This is a genomic window from Aeromonas sp. 603079 (assembly GCF_049172135.1).
Classification (GTDB): Bacteria; Pseudomonadota; Gammaproteobacteria; order Enterobacterales; family Aeromonadaceae; genus Aeromonas; species Aeromonas veronii.
In genome coordinates this window covers 1-24,361 of sequence record NZ_JAAKPX010000023.1, presented here as the reverse complement: position 1 = coordinate 24,361, position 24,361 = coordinate 1, and the positions used below count along the sequence as shown (strand labels likewise).

Sequence of the window (24,361 nt, the reverse complement as noted above, 5' to 3'; positions counted from 1 at the left end):
TCCCGAAAGAGGGTTATTCCCAGGCGTGGGGGACGAAGAGGTAGCCTTTCTGGCGCACCGTCTTGATCCGGGTCGGGTTGTCGGGGTTATCACCCAGTTTGCGGCGCAGGCGGGAGATGGCCACATCCATGCTGCGATCCTGACCGTCGTACTCCCGGCCGCGCAAGCTGCGAAAAAGGGCTTCCCGACTCAAGATTTGGCCCGCGTGGCAGGCGAGCTCCCACAGCAGATCAAAGTCGGCGGTCGAGAGAGCAATGCTCTCGCCATCGAGGCGCACATCTCGCCCCGGACCATCCACCCGCAGCAGACCAAATTGCAGTTGCTGGGGAACGCTGCTGGTGGCGGCCGGTTGGGTTGATGCTTGCTGGTGCTGGCGAAACTGCACCCGAAGTCGGGCCAGCAGCACCGGTGGTGGTGTCGTTTTGAGGATGTAGTCGTTGGCGCCCAGCTCCAGACTCAGGATCTGGTTCATGTCGCTATCCAGCGAGGTGAGCATTACGATGGGGCCGTCGAAGCGTGGCCGCAGATCCCGACAGAGGGACATGCCATCTTGCCCCGGCAACATGATATCGAGCAGCACCAGATCGGGCTGTTCGGCCTCGACCCGGGCCAGCGCCATGTCCCCTCTGGGCTCGAGGATCACGTCCATATCGTGGCGACCGAGCCAACTGCTGATGAGCTGGCCAATCTCGGGATCATCTTCGACAAAAAGAATGCGTTGCATAGAAAAGCTCCAACGGGAAGCAGGAGAGAAGAAGAGCGATCAGCATATCAATGGCGCCTGGGAAATACAGAAAAAGAACCAGACAGGCTGATGTGTGGGGGAGTGTGGCTGTGTGTATCGATGGGGAGGCGCACATCGTGACAAATGGGCAGAGCCGCGTTTATCGATCTAGAGGATGATGGCCTTGCAGACAAGGTAAGGCGCTGTCGAGCGCAAAAACAAAAAAACCGGCCAAGGCCGGTTTTTCGCGGAGCAGACCAGAAGGTCACTGCACCAAGTCAATGGACATCACCTTGCGGCGATTATCGACAGAATAATGGGGTGGCTGATGGGGCTCGAACCCACGACAACCGGAATCACAATCCGGGACTCTACCAACTGAGCTACAGCCACCACTGAAATTTTCATCAACGCTCGCCAATCCAGAAGGATTGGGGAACATCAATGGCGCGCCCTGCAGGATTCGAACCTGCGACCCACGGCTTAGAAGGCCGTTGCTCTATCCAACTGAGCTAAGGGCGCTTTGTATCAACACGTCTTGAGGACGAGTCGATGAACATGGTCGGTGATAAAGGATTCGAACCTTTGACCCTCTGGTCCCAAACCAGATGCGCTACCGGACTGCGCTAATCACCGAAAATCCCTGACCAGCATATCGACATGAGTCGTACTGGGCAACGGGCGGGCATCATAGCCAAGCGTAAGGGCCAGCGTCAACGACTTTTTCCCCCAGTAAATTCAAGTGCCTACTTATTGCCCGCTACAGGTATGGCGTGCGTCTGCCGCTAACATCCCGGCTAAAAAAATGCGACAATGCGCGGCAGTTGAACACATGGTGAGTGGAGAACGATGTCTGCCAAAATCATAGATGGAAAACAGGTTGCGCAAACGATTCGCAGCCAGGTCGCGGCGCAAGTCCAACAGCGGTTGGCGGCAGGGAAACGGGCTCCAGGGCTGGCAGTCATTCTGGTGGGGGCGGATCCCGCCTCTCAGGTCTATGTCGGCAGCAAGCGTCGGGCATGTGAGGAGGTGGGGTTTCTCTCCCGCTCCTATGATCTGAGTGCAACCGCCAGTCAGGAAGAGTTGCTGGCGCTGATCGACCAGTTGAATGCGGATAGCCACGTAGATGGCATTCTGGTTCAGCTGCCGTTGCCGGATCACTTTGATACCACTCAGGTGCTGGAGCGGATCCAGCCTGACAAGGATGTAGATGGATTTCACCCGTATAACGTCGGCCGTCTGGCCCAACGTATTCCGGCGCTGCGCCCCTGCACTCCGAAAGGGATCATGACGCTGATTGAAACCACCGGTGTCAAAACCCATGGTTTGCACGCCGTTGTGGTCGGTGCTTCCAACATCGTCGGGCGTCCCATGACCCTCGAATTGTTGCTGGCGGGCTGCACAACCACGACCTGTCACCGTTTTACGCGGGATCTGGAAGAGCAGGTACGCCGTGCCGATCTGCTGGTTGTTGCGGTCGGCAAGCCCAACTTCATACCTGGCGAGTGGATCAAACCGGGGGCATTGGTGATCGATGTGGGCATCAACCGCCTGGCTGATGGCTCGCTGGTCGGGGATGTAGAGTTTGAGACGGCGCGCAGCCATGCCTCCTTCATTACCCCGGTACCCGGTGGCGTGGGCCCGATGACGGTCGCCAGCCTGATGGAAAATACCCTGATCGCCTGCAGTGAATATCACGACTGATCATGGTTGGTGATAACCCTGTGATCCCGTGAGGAGGCAGGGTTGGCCAGAAATCTGACAATAAAAAACCGGTTGCTCAGAGAGGAACCGGTTTTTTATTTATCCAACGGGTGTTATTTACATATTTTGTGCTTCGTTTGGCACAATCACAGAAGCGTGATTTCCTTTCGGCCCCTGTTGCAGTTCAAAATTGACAGCCTGACCCGCTTTCAGGGTCTTGTAGCCCTCCATTTGAATCGTGGAGTAGTGAGCGAAGATATCCTCACCGCCCCCTTCCGGACAGATAAACCCAAATCCTTTTGCGTTGTTAAACCACTTAACTGTGCCGGTTGCCATACTTCTACATCCTTTTATTGATTACCCAGAAGTCGTTGAGTAACCTGCGCCAGCCCTTTATAACTAGGGACATGGGCCCATAGCAGACGGGCACAGATTAGCAAGTAACCAATCTAGTCTAACTTTTGAGCGAGTCAAGAAGTTGTTAACAGCTGATGTGATCTGGTTAACAAGTCTATTGACAACCTTGTGTTAGACGGTAGTAATCTAGAGGTACCAAAGCGCGATTATGAGCAAGCAGAAAGAACTCTTTGCTAATGAAGAGATTGCAGAAGCAGAGAAAACAAAGCTGCAGCCGCCACCCATGTATAAGGTTGTGTTGAACAACGATGACTACACGCCCATGGAGTTTGTGGTGGAGGTGCTGCAAAAGTTCTTTGGTATGGATTTGGACAAGGCGACTCAGGTCATGCTGAGTGTGCATTATAGTGGTAAGGGTGTCTGCGGCATGTTTACCGCAGAGATCGCCGAAACCAAGGTTGTCCAAGTCAACACCTATGCACGTAACAACGAACATCCACTGCTCTGTACTATGGAAAAGGCTTGAATCTGATGACTTGATGGCGAGTGTGACACCACATTGTAGCTGTACTAGGGGAGGTGCCTATGTTGAATAAAGATCTAGAAAAGACGCTGAACGAGGCTTTCAAACTGGCCCGTGACGAGCGCCACGAATTCATGACCGTCGAGCACCTGTTGTTAGCCCTTCTGGATAACAGTTCAGCCCATGAGGCGCTGAGCTCTTGTGGTGCCGATGTTGAGCAGATGCGCAAGGAGATCCGCGCATTCATCACCCAAACTACTCCGCTCATACCGCGCGACGATGAAGATCGGGAAACCCAGCCGACTTTGGGCTTCCAGCGCGTGTTGCAGCGTGCAGTCTTCCATGTGCAATCCTCCGGCAATACCGAAGTCAGTGGTGCCAACGTGCTGGTCGCTATCTTCAGTGAACAGGAGTCACAAGCTGCCTATTTCCTGAAAAAAGCCGAGATCAGCCGTCTCGACGTCGTCAATTTCCTCTCCCACGGGGTGCGCAAGGATAACAAGCCGGATCTCGGCAGCAATAACAATCCCGAGTCTGATGATGATGTTTCGGCCGCCCAGATCGAAAGCTTTGCCACCAACCTGAACCAGCTGGTGCTGGAAGGGCGCATCGATCCGCTGATTGGTCGTGATCAGGAGCTCAACCGTACCATTCAGGTGCTCTGCCGCCGTCGCAAGAACAACCCGCTGCTGGTGGGTGAAGCGGGCGTGGGTAAAACCGCCATTGCCGAAGGGTTGGCCTATCGCATCGTCAAGGGGGATGTCCCCGAGGTGATTGCGGGCAGTACCATCTATTCGCTGGATATGGGTTCTCTTCTGGCGGGCACCAAATACCGTGGTGATTTCGAGAAGCGCCTCAAGGTATTGCTCAAGCAGATTGAGCGTCAGGAAGGGGCCATCCTCTTTATCGACGAGATCCACACCATCATCGGTGCCGGTGCGGCATCCGGTGGTCAGCTGGATGCAGCCAACCTGATCAAGCCGCTGCTCTCCAATGGTTTGCTCCGCTGTGTGGGATCCACCACTTATCAGGAGTATGCCCAGATCTTCGAGAAAGACCGTGCGCTGGCCCGTCGCTTCCAGAAGATCGATATTGTCGAGCCGACTATCGATGACACCACTCGCATCCTGATGGGGCTCAAGAGTCGCTATGAAGCCCACCACGGCGTGCGCTATACCGCCAAGGCGATCCGTGCAGCTGCCGAGCTTTCTGCCAAGTACATCAATGATCGTCACTTGCCCGACAAGGCGATCGATGTGATCGATGAGGCGGGTGCCGGTCAACGGTTGCTGCCGGCGAGCAAGCGCAAGAAAGTGATCAATGTGCAGGAAATTGAGTCCATTGTTGCCAAGATCGCCCGCATTCCGGAAAAATCAGTCTCCTCTTCAGATAAAGAAGTACTGAAGAACTTGGAACGCAATCTGAAGATGGTGGTCTTTGGTCAGGATAAAGCCATCGAGGTGCTGACCGATGCGATTCGCCTCTCTCGTTCAGGTTTGGGTAACGAGCGTCGCCCGGTTGGTTGCTTCCTCTTTGCTGGTCCGACCGGGGTGGGTAAGACCGAGGTCACCCAGCAGCTTGGCAAGGCGCTGGGTGTCGAGATGCTGCGCTTTGATATGTCCGAGTACATGGAACGCCACACCGTATCTCGTCTGATTGGTGCGCCTCCCGGCTATGTTGGTTTTGAGCAGGGTGGTCTGCTGACTGATGCGGTGATCAAGCATCCTCATTCCGTTGTGTTGCTTGACGAAATTGAGAAAGCTCACCCGGACGTATTCAATCTGCTGTTGCAGGTGATGGACAACGGCACCCTGACCGATAACAACGGGCGCAAGGCGGATTTCCGTAACGTCATTTTGGTGATGACTACCAACGCCGGTGTGCAGGAGACCCAACGCAAATCGATTGGCTTCCAGCAACAGGATTTGAGCCACGATGCCATGGCGGTGATCAACAAGACCTTCAGTCCGGAGTTTCGTAACCGGCTTGATCACACCATCTGGTTCAACCATCTCGATATGACGGTGATCCATCAGGTGGTCGACAAGTTCATTGTCGAATTGCAGGTTCAACTGGATGCGAAGGGAGTTTCTCTCGAGGTGTCCGAGCGTGCCCGCCACTGGTTGGCAGAGAAGGGATATGACAGAGCCATGGGCGCCAGACCGATGGGGCGGGTGATCCAGGAGCACCTCAAGAAACCCCTGGCCAACGAGATCCTGTTCGGTTCACTGGTTGACGGGGGAATTGTGAAGGTTGAGTTGGTAAATGACAGCCTCAGCTTTGATTTTCAGGTCAATGTTGAAGCTGTTTCCCACTAAGCGTCAGTGATCAGAAAACGACAAAAAACCCCAACCGAAAGGTTGGGGTTTTTTGCTGAATTCCTGGCTTAGCGAGAGCGGAAAACAATACGTCCCTTGGAGAGATCGTAGGGAGTCAGTGCTACCGTTACTTTGTCTCCAGTCAGGATACGAATGTAGTTTTTGCGCATCTTGCCTGAAATATGAGCGATAACCACGTGACCATTCTCCAGTTCCACACGGAACATGGTATTGGGCAGGGTTTCGAGAATAGTGCCCTGCATCTCAATACTGTCTTCTTTAGCCATTGAATCCTCTTGATAAGCCACAACAAAAAACCGCTGGATCATGCCGGATTTAAGGCTATGTGTAAAGTTTACTCGGGCTTGGTGTCGATATTTTTCCATTCCCCCTGAATTAACAGCTCGTGAGGGAGGTAATTGCGTTTGTAATTCATCTTGCGACACGCCTCTACCAGATAGCCAAGATAGAGCCAGCTTCGCCCGGTTCTCCTGGCCAGATCGAGCTGGCAGAGGATGGCAAAGGTGCCCAGGGAGCGATCGGCATAATCCGGATCGAAGAAGGTGTACATGGCACTCAAGGAGTGGGGCAGCAGGTCTGTGGTGGCGACACCGATCAGGTGGCCATCTTTGCGCATCTCCAGGTAGAGCGGCGGCATCCAGTCACAATGGAGAAACCCGCGATACTGGCTGCGGTTGGGGGGATACATGCTGCCATCGTGATGGCGTTCGCGGATATAGCGTTCGTAGAGCAGGTAATACTCGGGCTTGTCATCGTAGCTCAGGACGATCTCGATATCCCTGTTGAGCTGGCGGATCCGCTTCTGGCCGCGGCTGGGACGAAAGCGTTCGCTGTGAATACGAAGGGACTGGCAGGCATGGCACGCCGGGCAGTGGGGGCGATAGATGTCGTTGCCACTGCGGCGAAAACCGGCAGTCAACAATCGCTCGTAACCGTTGGCGTTGAGCAGATTGTGATCCATGAGCACCAGCAACTGCTCCTGTTCATGATCCAGATAACTGCAGGGATGCTTGGGAGTCAGCCCTACTTTGAGGATCACTTCTTCAGTCATAAGCTGATCTCCCCCTCTTGCCAGCAGGAAGCCAACAGTGGTTGATGGCCAAGGCGCGCCAGCTCTGCCAGAAAACGGGCCCTTGGCCACTCCTCGATACCCAGGGTCGCCAGAAACGGGTTCTGCATCTGGCAATCGATGAGGGCGCCGTGATGGCGGGCGAAGTGGCGACAGAGTGCCACCATGGCAAGTTTGGCGCCGTTATCAATCCGGCTGAACATGGATTCACCGCAAAACAGTCGGCCGATAGAGAGGCCATACAGTCCCGCTTGCAGCTCTCCCTCCTGCCAGATCTCGATAGAGTGGGCATGACCCAGCCGGTGCAACTGCTGGTAGGCCTCGATCATGGGTTGGCTGATCCAGGTGCCATCGGCAGTGCGACGAGGGGCGGCGCAGGCGGTAATGACTTCATTAAAGGCGCGATTGACGGAAATATCGAATGGGGTACGGCGGATAATCTTCTGCAGTGTCCGTCCCACATGGAGTTGGTCTGGGCGGATCACTCCGCGGGGGTCCGGTGACCACCACAGGGTCGGCTGGTGGGGTTCATTCCACGGGAAGATCCCCTTGTGGTAAGCTGCCAGCAATCTGGCAGGGGAGAGATCTCCGCCGATCGCCAGCAAGCCGTTGGGCTCTTCCAGCGCATGGCTGGGGTCGGGAAACCAGCAAAGCTCATCATCCAGTTGGGTAAGATAGCGAGACATAAGGCAACGAGGTTCATAGATGAAGGCCATTATCCTGATAGTATCCAGCTTGCTCTGCTTTGTCACGGCGCCCGCCGGGGCGGAGGTCTACCAGCGCAATACCGCGCGGCCGGTCAATCTGGTGGTGTTTGGTCAGGTCGAAACGGTGCGCAATATTACCCAGCGCCAGATCCTGGAGTCAGAGCACTCTGGCTGGAAGACGCTGGGGGGGGCTGTGTTGGGCGGCCTGCTGGGGAACCAGTTTGGTGGCGGTCATGGCCGTGAAATCGCCACCGCCGTCGGCGCGCTCGCAGGTGCTGCGGCTGCGCAGCAATACCAGTCCGAGGGAACCGTGGTGGAAAACAAGTTGGTGGAGCTGCTGATCCGCAACGAGCAAAATGCCCTTATCAACGTGATCCAGGATTATGATCCCGCCATGGTCTTTGCCAATGGGGACAAGGTGCGCATTCTCTACTTCGATGATGGGGTGCGAGTCGACAAGACTTACTGACTTTCGATTGTCATGGTGATGGGGAGACTGTGGCAGGGAAGGAACCCGCAGACTCTCCTGTCGGAAAGTCTGTCGGGCGGTAATACACGGGACTGATGCCCTGAGGATTCAGATAGCTGTCTCTTGAGAGACTATCTTATCGCGACCGGTGTTCTTTGCCTGATAGAGCAGCCGATCCGCTACGCTCAGCGCCTCGTCCATGGATATCCGCCCGACGCTGATCACGCCGTAACTGGCGCGAACAAAGAGCGGGTTTTCCGGTGACAAGGGTTGCTGGCGCAGCTGCTGACGCAGCCCTTCAAGACGCTTGATCAACACGGGGACGGTACAGTGAGGCACCATCATGGCAAACTCCTCTCCGCCAAACCGGGCGATCATGGCATCGGGGAAGAACTGGGTCAGTAGCCGGGTCAGATGGCAGAGCAGTTGATCGCCGATGGCATGGCCCCAGTGATCGTTGACCTGCTTGAAGTGATCCACATCGAGCACACAGAGTGCAAGAGGCGTCTGTTGGCGCTGATGCTCTTCAAACCATTTTTGCCCTTCGTTGAACCAGTAGCGCCGGTTGTAGAGACCGGTCAGGTAATCACGATTGGCTGACTCCTGAATGCTGTTGAACTGCTCGAGCGCTTCCAGATTGTGGCTGACCCGACACTGCAGCTCTTCCGGCTCGAACGGCTGGTTGAGAAAGTCGTTGGCGCCTTGCTTGAGGTAGCGAGCAGAGAGACCGCGCTTGTCCGAGACCGAGATCCCGATAATCGCGAGCTGCTGCTTGCTGTAACGCTCTCTCAGCATCCGCACCAGACTGATGCCATCGATATCCGGCATATAGTAGTCGACCAGTGCCAGCCGGATGTCCGGGTGTTGCTCCAGCATCGCCATCGCTTCACGGGCATGACTGGCCTCATGCACCTGCAACAACTGCTTGCGCAACTGGGCCATGGTGCGGTGACGGGAGGTGCGTGAGTCGTCGACTACCAGCACTTCGATCGACTGGTTGAGATAGAGGCGGTGCACCAGACTGACTGCATATTGCAGCGAGTGGCGGGAATCCTTCATCACATAGTCCAACACGCCGGTTTCCAGCCAGGCGGCACGTTTATCCTCGCTGATGTCGGCAGTGAGGATCACCACCGGCAAACCTCGAGCCAGCAGCTCGTTGACCGCTTCGCCACGGGGCGCATCCGGCAAGGTTAAGTCCACCAGCGCGACCACATACTCCTCGCCCCGACAGTGACGGGCGCCTTCGAGGGTATCGAAGGCATCGATCTCGAGGCCTGTCTGCTGGGCAATGGCCTGAGTCAGCATACGGCGGATGGTCAGGCTATCTTCGACAATCAATATCTTCTGTTTCATTAGACTCCTTTAAATAAAAAAGGCATACCGACTGGTATGCCTTATATCACAACTGCGCTTGTTTATTGCGCGTCGAGGTAGCGTTCGGCATCGAGGGCTGCCATGCAGCCGGTACCGGCAGAGGTGATCGCCTGACGGTAGTTGTGATCGGCCACATCGCCAGCAGCGAAGACTCCTTCAATGCTGGTCTGGGTGGCAAAACCGTCGAGGCCGCCACGTACCTTCAGATAGCCGTTTTGCATCTCAAGCTGGCCATCGAAGATCTGGGTATTGGGCTGGTGGCCGATGGCGATGAAGACGCCCATCAGCGGTAGCTCGCTGGTGCTGTTGTCCTGAGTGTTGCGCAGGCGCACACCGGTGACCCCCATCTGATCACCCAGCACTTCGTCCAGGGTCTGGTGGGTGTGCAGCACGATGTTGCCGCTCGCAACCTTGTCGTGCAGACGCTTGATCAGGATCTTCTCGGCACGGAATTCGTCGCGGCGGTGGATCAGGTGCACCTTCTTGGCGATGTTGGCCAGATACAAGGCTTCTTCAACTGCGGTGTTGCCACCGCCGATCACCGCCACTTCCTGATTGCGGTAGAAGAAACCGTCACAGGTGGCACAGGCAGAGACGCCGCGCCCTTTGAAGGCCTCTTCGGAGGGCAGGCCCAGATACTTGGCGGAGGCGCCGGTCGCAATGATCAGGGCATCGCAGGTGTATTCGCCGTTGTCCCCTTTGAGGCGGAACGGGCGCTGAGTCAGTTCGACACTGTTGATGTGATCAAACAGGATGCGGGTATCGAACTTCTCCGCATGCTCTTTCATGCGTTCCATCAGGGCCGGGCCGGTCAGGCCTTCCGGATCACCTGGCCAGTTTTCCACTTCGGTGGTGGTGGTCAGCTGACCCCCTTGCTGCATGCCGGTGATGAGCAGGGGATTGAGGTTGGCGCGGGCGGCATAGACGGCCGCGGTGTAACCGGCCGGGCCTGACCCTAAGATCAGCAATTTGCTGTGAGTGACTTGGCTCATGATGTCATTTCCGGGATGTGATGAGTTTGCGCGATTGTAGGTAATTCGTGATCCGGGGTCAAAGGCTGGTGAGTCGATTGCACTAATCGTGTTCACAAGGGGTGACATGCAAAATAAAGGAATAAAAAAACCGCCCATCGCGGGCGGATTTTCACTCATCTCCAACTGGCGCAGGCCAGAGCAGATCAGTTCAGCAGGGTCAGGGGATCCGTGTAGGCAAGGCCATGTGCCACGGCCACTTCCTTGCAGGTGAGCTTGCCCTCCATCACGTTGAGCCCGTGCAACAGGTTGGGGTCGCTCAGCAGTGCCTGACGATACCCTTGCTGGGCCAGCTTGATAATAAAGGGGAGGGTGGCATTGTTGAGCGCCACGGTCGAGGTGCGGGCCACCGCCCCCGGCATGTTGGCGACACAGTAGTGCACCACCTCATCGACGATATAGGTCGGATCCTGGTGGGTGGTGGCGTGGGAGGTTTCCACACAGCCGCCCTGATCGATGGCCACATCGACGATGGCAGAACCCGGCTTCATGCGCGCAATGTGGTCACGGCGGACAAGTTTTGGCGCAGTGGCACCCGGTACCAGCACGCCGCCGATGACCAGATCGGCCGCCAGCAGATGGCGCTCCAGCGTCTCGCTGTTGGAGTAGACCACCTTGGCCGCTCCCTGGAACTCGTTATCGAGACGGCGCAGGGTATCGACGTTGTTGTCGAGGATGGTCACATCCGCGCGCAGGCCAATGGCCATGCGGGCCGCATTGGAGCCGACCACGCCGCCACCGATGATCACCACCTTGGCCGGTTCGACACCGGGTACGCCGCCAAGCAGAACACCGCTCCCACCGCGCGATTTTTCCAGCGCCTGGGCACCCGCCTGAATAGACATGCGTCCGGCCACTTCCGACATGGGGGCCAGCAGGGGCAGGCCCCCACGGCCGTCGGTGACGGTTTCATAGGCGATACAGATGGCGCCGCTTTTCAGCAGGGCTTCGGTCTGGGGCAAGTCTGGCGCCAGATGCAGATAGGTGAACAGGGTCTGACCCGGACGCAGCATGGCACATTCGACAGGCTGAGGTTCCTTGACCTTGACGATCATCTCGGCTTTGGCGAAAACCTCTGCTGCAGAGGCCAAAATTTCGGCTCCAACAGCGATATAATCTGCATCGCTGAAGCCAATGCCGTTTCCGGCACCGCTTTGGACGAAAACAGTATGGTTTCGTGCTGTCAGTTCACGTACACTGGCCGGAACCATGCCTACGCGGTATTCATGGTTTTTTATCTCTTTAGGTACACCGATAATCATGCTATCCCTCGTCTATAGATTGGTGTTTCATGTTGCCAAAATGTTAACCAACATTTGCGCCTAGTATATTCAGGTATTGACAGGATTTGTGACCATAATTATAAAATGACTGGTGATTCTTACCAAAAAATAGCCAAAGGATGGAATAAAATGATGGAAGCTAAGAGTCGGCTAAAGGATTTGGACAGGATTGACCGCAACATTCTTAATGAACTGCAAAAGGATGGCAGGATTTCGAATGTTGAGTTGTCCAAGCGAGTTGGCCTGAGTCCTACACCGTGTCTGGAACGGGTTCGTCGCCTCGAGCGACAAGGTTATATCGAAGGATATGCCGCTATTCTGAACCCTCATTATCTGGACGCATCTCTGCTGGTGTTTGTAGAGATAACCCTCAATCGCGGGGCGCCTGATGTGTTTGAACAGTTCAACAAGGCTGTTCAGGTGCTCGAAGAGATCCAGGAGTGTCATCTGGTTTCCGGTGACTTCGACTATCTGCTCAAGACCCGAGTCAGCGACATGTCGGCTTACCGCCGTCTGTTGGGGGAAACCCTGCTGCGTCTGCCCGGTGTCAATGACACCCGCACCTACGTGGTGATGGAAGAGGTCAAGCAGAGCAGTCGTCTGGTGATCAGCACCCGATAAAGCAGGTTATGCCGTGGTATCTTTTCCATATGAGACACCATGACAGTCAGAAACGAGCGGCCGGTCCGCTCGTTTCTTCTTGTAAAGATAATTGCAAATATGGCCCCGTCCCATCAGGCTCTGGCTGACAATCGATGGGCTTTTCGGGGATACTAGGCCCCCTTATTTCCTGCATTACATGTTTTCAGAAAGGAGCCGGAGTTTGGCCGATAAAAAGCTGTTTACTCCTTTATCAGGTACACAACGGATCTTCGAAGCCGTCTTGATCGCCATCACCCTGATGGCTGCTTATCTTCTGCTTGCCCTGTTGTCCTATCATCCCGCTGATCCCGGCTGGTCCCAGACCTCCTGGCAAGGGGAGGTGAAGAACCTCGCCGGTAGTGCCGGTGCCTGGCTCGCCGATATCACCATGTTTACCTTTGGTGCCTTCTCCTATCTGGTGCCGCCGCTGGTGGTGCTGCTGGGCTGGAGTCTGTTCTGGCGCCCGAGCCGTCTGCTCGATGTGGATTACCTCACCCTGGGGGTGCGGATCATCGGCTTTATCCTGACCGTGCTCGGCATGTCGGCCATTGCCAGCATGAACTTCAACGATATGCAAAACTTCTCCGCCGGTGGTCTGGTGGGGGATGTGATCGCTTCTGCAGTGGTGCCGCTGTTTGGCGGCGTCGGGGCCAACCTGATGCTGCTCTGCTTCGTGGCAACCGGCATCACCCTGTTTACCGGCTGGTCCTGGCTCACTATTGTCGAGCAGATCGGTGCGGCCTGTACCGGTTCGGTCAGTGCTGTTTACCACTTCCCGACCACCCTCGGCCGCTGGCTGACCGGTGGCTGGCGTCAACCCCGCAACGAGGGGCCGGATCCCTTGCTGGAAGGCGGGGTAGGGGCCATCGCGTTTGATGACGAGGAAGATGAGCCGCACACCAGCTGGACGCGCAAGCCCAAGGCCAAGAACCAGAAGGCTGCAGCCGAAGAGTGGCTGCCGGAACTCGACGACGATACCTTCGAGTTCGACCCACAGTTTGATGATGAAGATGATGAGCCGGCTCCGGCTGCCAAACCGAAACGTGCGGTGGCGGCTGCCAATGGGCGCCGCCAGCCGCTACTGGCTGTGGCCGATGACGAGGACGATCTGGATCTGCCCTGGGCCGAAGGGGACGACGAGGTCGCCGCGCCGGTAGCCGTCGCTCCGACCAAGCCCAAGCGTCGTCCGCAGTCAACAATGCCGCCGTTGCCGAGTATCGAGCTGCTGGACAGACCGCCAGCCAAGACCCAGATGATGAGCAAGGACGAGCTGGATCGCATGGGCCGTCTGGTGGAGGCCAAGCTTGCCGACTACAACGTGCAGGCCAAGGTGGTCGGTGTCTATCCGGGCCCGGTCATTACCCGTTTCGAGCTGGATCTGGCGCCGGGCATGAAGGCGAGCAAGATCACCAACCTCTCACGCGATCTGGCCCGCTCCTTGTCTGCCAGCAGTGTGCGGGTGGTTGAGGTGATCCCGGGTAAAACCTATGTCGGTATCGAGCTGCCCAACCGGGTGCGCCAGACCGTTTACCTGCGTGAAACCCTCGACTGCAATGCTTTCCGCGATAGCCGCAACCCGCTCACAATGGGCCTGGGTCAGGACATCGCCGGCGAGCCGGTGGTGGTGAACCTGGCCAAGATGCCGCACCTGCTGGTGGCCGGTACCACAGGTTCCGGTAAGTCGGTAGGGGTCAACACCATGATCATCTCGATGCTCTACAAGTCATCCCCAGATGATCTGCGCTTCATCATGATCGATCCCAAGATGCTGGAACTCTCTGTCTACGAAGGGATCCCGCATCTGCTGACCGAGGTGGTGACCGACATGAAGGATGCCGCCAACGCCCTGCGCTGGTGTGTGGGCGAGATGGAGCGTCGTTACAAGCTGATGTCGGCGGTCGGGGTGCGTAACCTCAAGGGTTACAACGACAAGGTGCTGGCCGCCATCGAGGAGGGGGAACCCCTGCTGGATCCGTTGTGGCGCCCGGGTGACTCCATGGATCAGATGCCGCCGGAGCTGGAGAAGCTGCCCCACATCGTGGTGGTGGTGGACGAATTTGCCGACATGATGATGATCGTCGGCAAGAAGGTGGAAGAGCTGATCGCCCGTATCGCCCAGAAGGCGCGGGCCGCCGGTATTCACCTCATTCTGGCGACCCAGCGTCCGTCAGTGGATGTGATTACCGGTCTTATCAAGGCCAACATCCCGACCCGTATTTCGTTCCAGGTATCGAGCAAGATCGACTCCCGTACCATTATCGATCAGGGCGGCGCCGAATCCCTGCTCGGTATGGGCGACATGCTCTACATGCCGGCTGGCACCTCCAACCCGACCCGGGTACACGGTGCGTTCGTCGATGATCACGAAGTGCACAAGGTGGTGGCGGACTGGAAACTGCGCGGCGAGCCGAACTACATCGAGGAGATCCTCTCCGGTGAGTCGGGTGGCGAAGGTGGCAGCGGCGAATATGGCGGTGGTGGCGATGAAGAGCTCGACCCCCTGTTCGACGAAGCGGTCGCTTTTGTGGTGGAGTCCCGCCGTGGCTCGACCTCCAGCGTCCAGCGCAAGTTCAAGATTGGTTACAACCGGGCAGCCCGTCTCATCGAGCAGATGGAGAATCAGGGCATCGTCAGCTCACCGGGTGGCAATGGTCAGCGCGACGTGCTGGCACCGCCGCCGGTGCGGGACTAAGCCTCACCGTTTCATACTATCCCTGGCCATGCCCTCCGCGGGCGTGGCCTTTTATCGAGAGCGTCTTTATGAAGAGCGTGATGAAAAAACAACTGTTGATGGGTACCGTGCTGCTGATGGCCAGCAGCCAGGTGTGGGCCGATGCGGCCAGCGATCTCAAACAGAAGCTGGCGGGGGTGAGCCTCTTCTCCGCCAAATTTGCCCAGACCGTCTATGACAGCAAGGGCAAGGAACTGCAAAAGGCCAGCGGCGATCTGCTGGTGCAGCGGCCAAACCGTTTCAACTGGCACACCACCTCGCCGGACGAGAGCCTGATAGTTGCCGATGGTCAGGATGTCTGGGTCTATGATCCCTTCGTCGAGCAGGTGACCGCCCTCAAGCTGAAAGATGCGGTGCTCAACACCCCCTTTATTCTGATCGCCGGCAATGACGACAAGTTCTGGAAGAACTATGACGTGACCCAGCAGGGGGATGTCTACACCGTCACCAGCCGTAACAAGGATGAGCTGATTGCCTCCTTCCGTGTCACCTTCGACAGACAAGACAACATCAGTCGTTTCGATGTGAAAGAGGCGCAAGGGCAGTGGAGTGAATTCACCCTGAGCAGCTTCAACCGCAAGCCGGTGCTCAAGGGCAACGAATTTGTTTTCAAGATCCCGAAGGGGGTCGAACTGGACGACCAGCGCTAATGAGCAAGCGGTCGTTGGATTGCTTGCCACTGCGCCAGTCAAAGGCGAGTGGCGTGACGCTGGGTGGTCAATACAGATGAGCAACTTGTCGCTGGATTTCTCATCGGACTTTCGTCCGCTGGCGGCCCGGATGCGGCCGCAAAACCTCGACCAGTATATCGGTCAGCAACATATCCTGGGGGCTGACAAGCCCCTGCGCAAAGCGATCCTGGCGGGTCACTGCCACTCCATGATCCTGTGGGGGCCACCCGGTACCGGTAAAACCACGCTGGCGGAGCTGGTGGCTCACTACTGTCAGGCGGAAGTGGAGCGACTCTCGGCAGTGACCTCAGGCATCAAGGAGATCCGCGCCGCCATCGACAAGGCCAAAGAGAACAGCTGGCGCGGGGTGCGCACCATCCTCTTCGTGGATGAAGTGCACCGCTTCAACAAGAGTCAGCAGGATGTGTTCCTGCCTCATATCGAAGATGGCACCATCACCTTTATCGGTGCCACCACCGAAAACCCCTCGTTCGAACTCAACAACGCGCTGCTCTCCCGTGCTCGGGTCTATCTGCTCAAGCGACTTGAGGAGAGCGACATCCTCGCCATGCTCGATCAGGCGATGACCGATCCCCGTGGTCTCAATGATCCGGTGCTCACCTTTGCCCCCGGGGTGAAGGAGGCGCTGGCCAAGGCGGTGGATGGGGACGGGCGTAAATCCCTCAACTATTTGGAGCTGTTGGCCGACATGGCCGAAACCGACAGCACAGGGGCGAGGGTGATCGACAGCGCGCTGCTTGCCGCCGTAGCGGGGGAACATGTGGCCCGCTTCGACAAGGGGGGGGATCACTTCTACGACCTCATCTCGGCGGTGCATAAATCTATCCGCGGCTCGGCACCGGATGCGGCACTCTACTGGTATGCCCGCATGGTGAGTGCCGGCTGCGATCCCCTCTACATTGCCCGCCGCTTGCTGGCCATCGCCTCGGAAGATGTGGGCAATGCCGATCCCCGTGCCATGCAGGTGGCGCTATCTGCCTGGGATTGTTTCCACCGCATCGGGCCGGCGGAAGGGGAGCGGGCCATCGCCCAGGCGATCGTCTATCTCGCCTGCGCCCCGAAAAGCAATGCGGTCTATACCGCCTGGAAGGCGGCGCTTCATGATGCCAAAAACCTCCCTGACTTCGAGGTGCCGGTGCACCTGCGCAATGCGCCGACCCGGCTGATGAGCGATCTGGGCTATGGCGCCGAGTATCGCTATGCCCATGACGAGCCGGGCGCCTATGCCGCGGGGGAGGAGTATTTTCCCCCCGAGCTTGCCGGCAAGCAGTACTATCAGCCTACCGATCGTGGCCTTGAAAAGCAGATCGGCCAGAAGCTCGATTATCTCCACGAGCTGGATCGACAGAGCTCGCAAAAACGGGGCCGATAGCCCCGCTTGTTTGTCAGCAGAATGAAAATTGGTCAAGTACCGGAATAATTGGGGTGTTTGACCGCACAAGTCGGCAAAAACGACCCAAATAGTCCCTGTTCGGGCAGGGGGGCGGTCTGCTACACTGCCCCTCTGACCCCGTTGGTTTCGGCCTGATACCATCTTCTTGATTTCGAAGGCCTGACTCTCAAGGCGACGGGGGCCAACCGATGTTAACTTCCGGATCTGTTTTTTAGCCCGTCATGATGACTCAGGCCCAGATCCCTTATTAAAAAAGTAGGTAACCCATGCTGGATCCCAAATATCTGCGCAGCGACATCGATGAAGCTGCCGCTCGTCTGGCGACACGTGGCTACGTTCTGGACGTAGCGGCTGTCAATGCTCTGGAAGAGAAGCGCAAGGATCTGCAGTCCCGTACCCAGGAGCTGCAGGCCGAGCGCAACGCCCGCTCCAAGTCCATCGGTGAGGCTGCCCGTCGCGGTGAAGATGTTGCCCCGCTCAAGGCTGAAGTGACCAAGATCAACGACGAGCTGGAGACCAGCAAGGTTGAGCTGGATGCCCTGCTGGCCCAGCTGAAAACCATTGCCGATGCCATCCCCAACCTGCCGAGCGAAACTACCCCTGTTGGTCGTGACGAAAACGACAACGTGGAAGTGCGTCGCTGGGGTACCCCGCGTCACTTCGACTTCCCGGTACGGGATCATATCGATCTGGGTGAAGCGGCCAAGGGCGTCGATTTCAAGAACGGCGTCAAGCTCTCCGGTTCCCGTTTCGTGGTGATGAAGGGCCAGATTGCCCGTCTGCACCGCGCCCTGGCCCAGTTCATGCTGGATCTGCACACCCTGCAACACGGTTACACCGAGTGCTACGTACCTTATCTGGTCAACCCGGACAGCCTGTACGGTACCGGCCAGCTGCCGAAGTTTTCCCAGGATCTGTTCAATACCGGTATTGACGGCGAAGGGGAAGAAGAGGGCAAGGTGCGCAAGTTCTCCCTGATCCCGACTTCCGAAGTACCGCTTACCAACATGGCGCGCGACGAGATCTTCGACGAGCAGGAGCTGCCGATCAAGATGACCGCTCACAGCCCCTGCTTCCGTTCCGAAGCGGGCTCTTACGGTCGCGATACCCGTGGCCTCATCCGTATGCACCAGTTCGACAAGGTCGAAATGGTGCAGCTGGTTCACCCGGAGAAATCCTGGGAAGCGCTTGAAGAGATGGTGGGTCACGCCGAGAAGGTGCTGCAACTGCTGGAGCTGCCATATCGCGTGATGGCGCTCTCTACCGGTGACATGGGCTTCTGCGCGGCCAAGACTTACGATCTGGAAGTGTGGCTGCCGGCCCAGAACACTTACCGCGAGATCTCTTCCGTCTCCAACTGCACCGACTTCCAGGCGCGCCGCATGCAGGCTCGCGTGCGTGTCGATGGCAAGCCGCAGCTCATTCACACCCTGAATGGCTCCGGTCTGGCTGTAGGCCGTACTCTGGTCGCCGTGATCGAGAACTACCAGCAGGCAGATGGCCGTATCGCCATCCCGGCTGCGCTGCAATCCTACATGGGCGGCCTGACCCACATCGGGTAAGCGCTCGTTGCAGACGACAACGCCATGGCCATGCCATGGCGTTGTGCATTCTGGCGCCGCTCAACCGTTTTTATCGTGAATAAATCTGCGTTTCCGGCGCCTCTTTGAACATGTAACACAATTTTATCAAGCATTGCGCAATCGTTTTTGTTAGACTGCGCCGCAATTTCGCAGGACATCTTTTTCTATGGTCTGGATTGATTACGCCATCATCGGCATCGTCGGTTTTTCTGCACTCATCAGCCTGGTGCGCGGCTTCGTCAAAGAGGCCATGTCTCTCGTCACCTGGTTCGTTGCCTTCTTTATTGCCAGCCACTTCTATCCTGATCTCGCCGCCTATTTTACCTCTTTCTCCGATGCGCTGGTGCGCAACGGTCTGGCCATCGCGGCCCTGTTCGTGGCAACCCTGATCCTGGGCAGCGTGGTGAACTACGTGGTGGGTCTGCTGGTGGACAAGACGGGGCTCTCCGGTACCGATCGGGTGCTTGGAGTCTGCTTCGGCGCAATTCGCGGGGTACTGATCGTCAGTGCCCTGCTTTTTTTCATGGATACCTTCACCAGCCTCTCCCAGAGCGACTGGTGGGCGGCATCCAAGCTGGTGCCGGAGTTCAAGCCGGTGATCCAGTGGTTTTTCGGGTTCATGCTGAACTCATCCAGTTTTCTTAAACAGGTATAGTGACTTCGAGGTAGCAAAGACATGTGTGGTATTGTCGGTATAGTTGGCACCACCCCCGTCAATCAGGCCCTCTACGACGCCTTGACGGTGTTGCAGCACAGGGGACAGGATGCCGCCGGGATCGTGACCATTGATAGTGGAAACTTCCGGCAACGCAAGGCCAATGGCCTGGTGAAGGACGTGTTTGAAGTGCGCCACATGCAGCGTTTGCAAGGGAACATCGGCATAGGTCATGTCAGATATCCCACCGCAGGTAGCTCAAGTGCCGCTGAAGCCCAACCTTTTTATGTGAACTCGCCCTACGGCATGGTGCTGGCCCATAACGGCAACCTCACCAACGCCAAGGAGCTCAAGGAGCAGCAGTTCAAGGTCGCCCGTCGTCACATCAACACCACCTCCGATTCGGAAGTGTTGCTGAACGTGCTGGCCCACGAGCTGGATCGTTGTGACAAGATGGCCCTGCGCCCCGAAGATATCTTCGCCGCGGTGCGCAGAACCCATCAGCAGATCCGCGGCGCTTATGCGGTGGTTTCACTAGTGATTGGTCATGGTCTCATCGGTTTTCGCGATCCCAACGGCATTCGCCCGCTGATCCTCGGTCGTCGTCAGGACGAGCAGGGCCAGGTGGAGTACATGCTTGCCTCCGAGAGCGTGGCACTCGACGCCATCGGTTTCGAGACGGTGCGGGATATTGCGCCGGGTGAAGCCATCTACATCACCGAGCAGGGCCAGCTCTTCTCCGAGCAGTGTGCGGAAAACCCGCAGATGAGCTCCTGCATCTTCGAATACGTCTATTTCGCCCGTCCCGATTCGTGCATCGACAAGGTCTCGGTCTACGCCGCCCGCCTCAACATGGGTCGCAAGCTGGGTCAGAAGATTGCCCGCGAGTGGGAAGATCTCGACGTCGATGTGGTTATCCCTATCCCCGAGACCTCCTGTGACGTGGCGCTGGAGATCGCCCACACCCTGGATCTGCCATACCGTCAGGGCTTCGTGAAGAACCGCTACATCGGCCGTACCTTTATCATGCCAGGCCAGACCCAGCGCAAGAAGTCGGTGCGTCGCAAACTCAACGCCATCAGCTCCGAATTCAAGGGCAAAAAGGTGTTGCTGGTGGATGACAGCATAGTGCGCGGTACCACGTCCGAGCAGATCATCCAGATGGCCCGTGAAGCAGGGGCTGCCAAGGTCTACTTCGCCTCGGCGGCGCCGGAAATTCGTTTCCCCAACGTCTACGGCATCGACATGCCCACCGCCAACGAGCTGATCGCCCATGGCCGCGAAGTGGAAGAGGTGTGCAAGCTGATTGGCGCTGACGGCCTGATTTTCCAGGATCTGGAAGATCTGGAAGCCGCCGTGCGGGAGATCAACCCGGATCTGCGTCACTTCGAGACCTCAGTCTTCAATGGTCACTACGTCACCTCCGACGTGGACCAGTCCTATCTGGATCACCTCAACGCCCTGCGCAACGATGACACCAAAGCGGTGCGTGAGTGGCAGGAAGGCACCAGCAATCTGGAAATTTTTAACGAAGGCAGTTAAACGTTTGCGGTTTTGCCGGATGGGATAGCGAGATGGGGGCCAGTGGCCCCCATTGTCGTTTCTACCTCGCACCGCCAGAAGGGGTAGGGTGTATCTGTTTGAAAAACATCCGTTTATCTTGCCGGATATGGGCATGGCCAGCGGGATCCGCTAGCATAGGCGGCAACATATATGATCGATACGCTTTTAAGAGACGAGAGTTCAGATGGATGATCTGCTAGCCCCAGTGCGCCAGTTTTTGCAGTGCGAGACCCCGGATGAGTGGGTAGAGATGGCGCGGGATCCGGCCCGTTTACCGACCCTGCTCATCGATCACGCCAACTGCGAGACCAAGGCCGCACTCACTGCCCACAGTCTGGTGCGTCGCTACTGCCTGCCCAAGGGCAAGCGCCATCTGCTGCCCAAGCTGGAGTTCTATCGCGAGCTGGATGCCATTCCGGAGAAGGCCGAGATCCTGGGCAAACGCAGCATGGGGGAGTCTGATCGCACCGTCTTTTCCGAGCTGGAACGCAATCCGCTGCTGTTTCCCATGGTGCGGCTCATACAGGAGGAGCTGCATCACTTCGAGCAGGTGCTGGAGATCATGCAGGCCCGCGGCATCGAATACGGGCCGGTGACGGCCTCCCGCTATGCCCGCCAGTTGATGCAGCATGTGCGCACCCATGAACCGGCCACCATAGTCGACAAGATGATCATCGGCGCCTATATCGAGGCCCGCTCCTGCGAGCGGTTTGCCAAGCTGGCGCCCCATCTGGACGAAGAGCTGAGCCGCTTCTACGTCTCTTTGCTGCGCTCCGAAGCGCGTCACTATCAGGATTACCTGAGCCTGGCCGAACAGTACGCAGGGGAGGATATCAGCGAGCGGGTGGCCTTCTTTGGCAAGCAGGAAGCCGAGCTAATCTGCTCGCCGGATCCCCAGTTCCGGTTTCATAGCGGCCTGCCTGTCACATCTGACAGTTGTTGACGCACAGGGGGCAAACTACTATTGCCCTGTTCCTACTACGAGCGACAAGTAGTTACTTTTGAGCGCAATTCCCGGCCCTGAGCCGGGATCTTTTTTTCTGTCGTACCTCCTTCCTGCTTTTGGCGCTCTATGCTGAATCCCTGGCTATTTTTGCGTCTTCCCCTTGCGATGAAATCCTGTTCGAACAGCCGGTTATTGTGGTGATAAAGTGCTCATTCAGGTGGCTCACCCTTGTAGAAACGGGCGAAACCGTGTACTTTTTTGCCTTCGCAAGATTTGAATAACCAATCAATAGGAGCGTGTATGCGCATTGTTCTGTTGGGGGCTCCGGGCGCCGGCAAAGGTACCCAGGCTCAGTTCATCATGGAAAAACACGGTATTCCCCAGATCTCCACCGGCGACATGCTGCGTGCGGCGATCAAAGCGGGCACCGAGCTCGGTCTGAAAGCCAAAGCTGTGATGGACGCAGGTCAGCTGGTCTCTGACGACATCATCATCGGTCTGGTGAAAGAGCGCATCGCTCAGCCGGACTGCGCCAAAGGCTTCCTGTTGGACGGTTTCCCGCGCACCATTCCCCAGGCGCAAGCCATGAAGGACGCCGGTGTCGTGGTTGATTTCGTGCTGGAGTTCGATGTGCCGGACGAAGAGATCGTCAAGCGCATGAGCGGCCGTCGCGTTCACTCCGGCTCCGGCCGTACCTACCACGTGGTGTTCAACCCGCCGAAAGTGGAAGGCAAGGATGACGTGACCGGTGAAGATCTGGTGATCCGCGCCGACGACGAAGAGACCACAGTACGCAAGCGTCTGGATGTATATCATCAGCAGACCGCGCCGCTGATCGGTTTCTACGGCAAAGAGGCGGAAGCGGGCCACACCCGTTACGTCAAGGTCGACGGCACTCAGCCGGTTGATCTGGTCAGCAAGCAGCTTGCCACCATTCTGGGCTGATCTTTGCTGCCGGCACTGTTTCCCGTGCCATCAGATAAATAGAGAAGGGCCCTGTCGGGCCCTTTTTGCATAATGACAGATAGACAGGAAGCCAACGTGACCACGAAAACCGGAATATTGCTGGTCAATCTGGGTACCCCAGCCGCACCGACCACCGCTGCCGTCAAAGCGTTCCTCAGCCAGTTCCTGCACGATCCCCGTGTGGTGGACCTGCCCCGTTACCTCTGGTGTCCGCTGCTCCACTTCATCATCTTGCCGACGCGCTCGCCCAAAGTGGCCAAGCTCTATCAGCAGGTGTGGACCGAGCAGGGCTCGCCGCTGATGGTGATAAGCAAGCAGCAGCGTGCTGCGCTGGAGCAGGAGCTCAAGCGGGAGGGGGTTGAGGTGCCGGTGGAGCTGGCGATGACCTATGGTTCCCCGTCAGTGAATGATGGCTGGCAGGCGCTCAAGGCCAAAGGGGTCAACCGGGTGATCCTGTTGCCGCTCTATCCGCAATATTCGGTCAGTACCACCGCCTCGGTCTTCGATGCCTGGGGCAAGGCGATGAAGAGAGAACGCAATCTGCCGGTGGTGCGGCTCATTCGTGATTATCACGCCCATCCCGAATACATTCAGGCGCTGGCCATGAGTGTGCGCCGTCACTGGGAGCAGCACGGTCAGGGTGATCACCTGCTGATGTCGTTCCACGGTATTCCCGAGCGCTACGAGAACGAAGGGGACCCCTATGGTCACCAGTGTCGCCATACCGCCAGCTTGCTGGCCGAGGCGCTCGGGCTGGAGGCCGGGCAGTGGACGGCCAGCTTCCAGTCCCGCTTTGGCAAGGAGGAGTGGCTCAAGCCCTACACAGACGTGACCATTGCTGGCCTGCCGGCCGCCGGAGTCAAGCGGCTCGATGTAATTTGCCCCGCCTTTGCCGCCGACTGCCTCGAAACCCTTGAGGAAATTCAGGTACAGAACCGGGAGATCTTCATGGAGGCCGGTGGCGAGCGGTTTGAATATATTCCGGCCCTCAACAGCGATCAGGCCCACATCAGGATGATGGTCTCGCTCATCTGCCGCGAATTGGCATGAGTGACCGGCAGTCAGTCAAACAAGGAGTCGAGTCATGGTACATATCACGCTGATCTACGCAGGCCTGCTTGGGCTGCTGTTTCTAGGGCTCTCCTTCTGGGTGGTCAAACGCCGCGCCCAGTTCGGGGTGATGATAGGACAGGGGGAGGCCCCCGAGCTGCTGGCGGCGATCCGGGCCCACGGTAATTTTGCCGAGTATGTGCCGCTGACCCTGCTGCTGATGGCGCTGTGCGAGCTCTCCGGTGCCGGTGCGCTCTGGCTGCATGCCGGTGGCGCCATGCTACTGGTTGGCCGCCTCCTGCATGCCATCGGCATCCAGATCCCCAAAGCCCCCAATGTGCCCCGTTTTCTGGGCACCTTGCTGTTCTGGCTCGCCCTCGGCCTCTTCTCGCTGCAGGCTCTGTTGCAGGGCATGGCGGCCACCTGAAAACCGACGCTTTTGCATGCTATGGAACCACCCCGGGCAGGGTGGTTTTTTTATGGCTATGTCCCAATTACGTGTTGCATGGGGCGCCCCAGGGCCTCATACAAACACACTTTGATATTTACGCCTTTTC

23 protein-coding genes and 3 tRNA genes are annotated in these 24,361 nt (G+C 57.4%); 15 read left to right on the top strand and 11 right to left on the bottom strand.

From position 1 onward, the window contains the following. Nucleotides 1-13 precede the first annotated feature (13 nt). From rstA to G5287_RS16560, 4 genes are all read right to left on the bottom strand, one after another. Nucleotides 14-724 carry a two-component system response regulator RstA gene (gene rstA, locus G5287_RS16575; protein ID WP_236371530.1) on the bottom strand — a complete coding sequence of 237 codons (711 nt, stop codon included), beginning with the start codon at nucleotides 722-724 and terminating at the stop codon, nucleotides 14-16. Nucleotides 725-1,041: 317 nt separating this feature from the next. Beyond that, a tRNA-His gene (locus tag G5287_RS16570) sits at nucleotides 1,042-1,117 on the bottom strand. A 52-nt stretch (nucleotides 1,118-1,169) separates the two neighbouring features. Then, nucleotides 1,170-1,246, bottom strand: a tRNA-Arg gene (locus G5287_RS16565). Nucleotides 1,247-1,283: 37 nt separating this feature from the next. Beyond that, nucleotides 1,284-1,360 (bottom strand) — tRNA-Pro (locus tag G5287_RS16560). Between the two features lie 213 nt (nucleotides 1,361-1,573). On the opposite strand from G5287_RS16560, the gene folD reads away from it, so the two are divergent. Next, nucleotides 1,574-2,428: a bifunctional methylenetetrahydrofolate dehydrogenase/methenyltetrahydrofolate cyclohydrolase FolD gene (gene folD, locus G5287_RS16555; protein WP_005337113.1), complete on the top strand. Its 855-nt coding sequence runs from the start codon at nucleotides 1,574-1,576 to the stop codon at nucleotides 2,426-2,428. 117 nt (nucleotides 2,429-2,545) lie between these two features. Here folD and cspD read toward each other — a convergent pair whose 3' ends face one another. Continuing rightward, complete coding sequence (cspD, locus tag G5287_RS16550; RefSeq protein WP_005300025.1) at nucleotides 2,546-2,764, bottom strand: cold shock-like protein CspD; 219 nt, start codon at nucleotides 2,762-2,764, stop codon at nucleotides 2,546-2,548. Nucleotides 2,765-2,993: 229 nt separating this feature from the next. On the opposite strand from cspD, the gene clpS reads away from it, so the two are divergent. Both clpS and clpA read left to right on the top strand, forming a co-directional pair. Next, nucleotides 2,994-3,311 carry an ATP-dependent Clp protease adapter ClpS gene (gene clpS / locus G5287_RS16545; RefSeq protein ID WP_005337111.1) on the top strand — a complete coding sequence of 106 codons (318 nt, stop codon included), beginning with the start codon at nucleotides 2,994-2,996 and terminating at the stop codon, nucleotides 3,309-3,311. Between the two features lie 59 nt (nucleotides 3,312-3,370). Then, nucleotides 3,371-5,626, top strand: coding sequence for an ATP-dependent Clp protease ATP-binding subunit ClpA (gene clpA / locus G5287_RS16540; RefSeq protein WP_100653551.1), 2,256 nt, complete (start codon nucleotides 3,371-3,373; stop codon nucleotides 5,624-5,626). A gap of 68 nt (nucleotides 5,627-5,694) precedes the next feature. Here clpA and infA read toward each other — a convergent pair whose 3' ends face one another. The 3 genes from infA to aat form a co-directional block, all read right to left on the bottom strand. Then, complete coding sequence (gene infA / locus G5287_RS16535; protein WP_005300033.1) at nucleotides 5,695-5,913, bottom strand: translation initiation factor IF-1; 219 nt, start codon at nucleotides 5,911-5,913, stop codon at nucleotides 5,695-5,697. A gap of 68 nt (nucleotides 5,914-5,981) precedes the next feature. Further along, nucleotides 5,982-6,698, bottom strand: coding sequence for an arginyltransferase (locus G5287_RS16530; RefSeq protein WP_227342588.1), 717 nt, complete (start codon nucleotides 6,696-6,698; stop codon nucleotides 5,982-5,984). Continuing rightward, entirely contained in the window at nucleotides 6,695-7,402 is a 708-nt protein-coding gene (gene aat, locus G5287_RS16525; RefSeq protein ID WP_042080501.1) for a leucyl/phenylalanyl-tRNA--protein transferase, read from the bottom strand. The genes G5287_RS16530 and aat overlap by 4 nt, the downstream gene beginning before the upstream one ends. A gap of 19 nt (nucleotides 7,403-7,421) precedes the next feature. On the opposite strand from aat, the gene G5287_RS16520 reads away from it, so the two are divergent. Further along, nucleotides 7,422-7,892 carry a glycine zipper 2TM domain-containing protein gene (locus G5287_RS16520; RefSeq protein ID WP_227342589.1) on the top strand — a complete coding sequence of 157 codons (471 nt, stop codon included), beginning with the start codon at nucleotides 7,422-7,424 and terminating at the stop codon, nucleotides 7,890-7,892. A gap of 108 nt (nucleotides 7,893-8,000) precedes the next feature. On the opposite strand, the gene G5287_RS16515 is transcribed toward G5287_RS16520, so the two are convergent. The 3 genes from G5287_RS16515 to ald all read right to left on the bottom strand — a co-directional run bounded on the left by G5287_RS16515 (nucleotide 8,001) and on the right by ald (nucleotide 11,562). Next, nucleotides 8,001-9,248 (bottom strand): diguanylate cyclase, encoded by a 1,248-nt coding sequence (locus G5287_RS16515; RefSeq protein WP_193860409.1) that lies wholly within the window; start codon nucleotides 9,246-9,248, stop codon nucleotides 8,001-8,003. A gap of 62 nt (nucleotides 9,249-9,310) precedes the next feature. Continuing rightward, nucleotides 9,311-10,261 (bottom strand): thioredoxin-disulfide reductase, encoded by a 951-nt coding sequence (gene trxB / locus G5287_RS16510; protein WP_019445530.1) that lies wholly within the window; start codon nucleotides 10,259-10,261, stop codon nucleotides 9,311-9,313. A 185-nt stretch (nucleotides 10,262-10,446) separates the two neighbouring features. Then, a complete protein-coding gene (gene ald / locus G5287_RS16505; RefSeq protein ID WP_005337098.1) occupies nucleotides 10,447-11,562 on the bottom strand; it encodes an alanine dehydrogenase in 1,116 nt (371 codons plus the stop codon). A 150-nt stretch (nucleotides 11,563-11,712) separates the two neighbouring features. Here ald and lrp point away from each other — a divergent pair, with 150 nt between their 5' ends. From lrp to G5287_RS16450, 11 genes are all read left to right on the top strand, one after another. Further along, nucleotides 11,713-12,204 carry a leucine-responsive transcriptional regulator Lrp gene (gene lrp / locus G5287_RS16500; RefSeq protein ID WP_005300047.1) on the top strand — a complete coding sequence of 164 codons (492 nt, stop codon included), beginning with the start codon at nucleotides 11,713-11,715 and terminating at the stop codon, nucleotides 12,202-12,204. Nucleotides 12,205-12,406: 202 nt separating this feature from the next. After that, nucleotides 12,407-14,917 (top strand): DNA translocase FtsK, encoded by a 2,511-nt coding sequence (locus G5287_RS16495; protein ID WP_321537288.1) that lies wholly within the window; start codon nucleotides 12,407-12,409, stop codon nucleotides 14,915-14,917. Between the two features lie 80 nt (nucleotides 14,918-14,997). Next, a complete protein-coding gene (lolA, locus tag G5287_RS16490) occupies nucleotides 14,998-15,606 on the top strand; it encodes an outer membrane lipoprotein chaperone LolA (RefSeq protein ID WP_041202312.1) in 609 nt (202 codons plus the stop codon). 76 nt (nucleotides 15,607-15,682) lie between these two features. Further along, entirely contained in the window at nucleotides 15,683-17,020 is a 1,338-nt protein-coding gene (locus tag G5287_RS16485; RefSeq protein ID WP_421231569.1) for a replication-associated recombination protein A, read from the top strand. A gap of 287 nt (nucleotides 17,021-17,307) precedes the next feature. Beyond that, on the top strand, nucleotides 17,308-18,603 hold the full coding sequence (gene serS / locus G5287_RS16480) for a serine--tRNA ligase (RefSeq protein WP_216978961.1): 1,296 nt from the start codon (nucleotides 17,308-17,310) through the stop codon (nucleotides 18,601-18,603). 187 nt (nucleotides 18,604-18,790) lie between these two features. Next, nucleotides 18,791-19,279, top strand: a complete 489-nt coding sequence (locus G5287_RS16475) for a CvpA family protein (RefSeq protein WP_033115174.1) — start codon at nucleotides 18,791-18,793, stop codon at nucleotides 19,277-19,279. Between the two features lie 21 nt (nucleotides 19,280-19,300). After that, entirely contained in the window at nucleotides 19,301-20,821 is a 1,521-nt protein-coding gene (purF, locus tag G5287_RS16470; protein WP_005351229.1) for an amidophosphoribosyltransferase, read from the top strand. Between the two features lie 205 nt (nucleotides 20,822-21,026). Beyond that, on the top strand, nucleotides 21,027-21,785 hold the full coding sequence (miaE, locus tag G5287_RS16465) for a tRNA isopentenyl-2-thiomethyl-A-37 hydroxylase MiaE (RefSeq protein ID WP_227342596.1): 759 nt from the start codon (nucleotides 21,027-21,029) through the stop codon (nucleotides 21,783-21,785). Between the two features lie 303 nt (nucleotides 21,786-22,088). Continuing rightward, nucleotides 22,089-22,733 carry an adenylate kinase gene (gene adk / locus G5287_RS16460; protein WP_421231568.1) on the top strand — a complete coding sequence of 215 codons (645 nt, stop codon included), beginning with the start codon at nucleotides 22,089-22,091 and terminating at the stop codon, nucleotides 22,731-22,733. Between the two features lie 96 nt (nucleotides 22,734-22,829). After that, nucleotides 22,830-23,804: a ferrochelatase gene (gene hemH, locus G5287_RS16455; RefSeq protein ID WP_076494673.1), complete on the top strand. Its 975-nt coding sequence runs from the start codon at nucleotides 22,830-22,832 to the stop codon at nucleotides 23,802-23,804. A gap of 34 nt (nucleotides 23,805-23,838) precedes the next feature. Then, complete coding sequence (locus G5287_RS16450; RefSeq protein ID WP_421172590.1) at nucleotides 23,839-24,231, top strand: MAPEG family protein; 393 nt, start codon at nucleotides 23,839-23,841, stop codon at nucleotides 24,229-24,231. Nucleotides 24,232-24,361 lie beyond the last annotated feature (130 nt).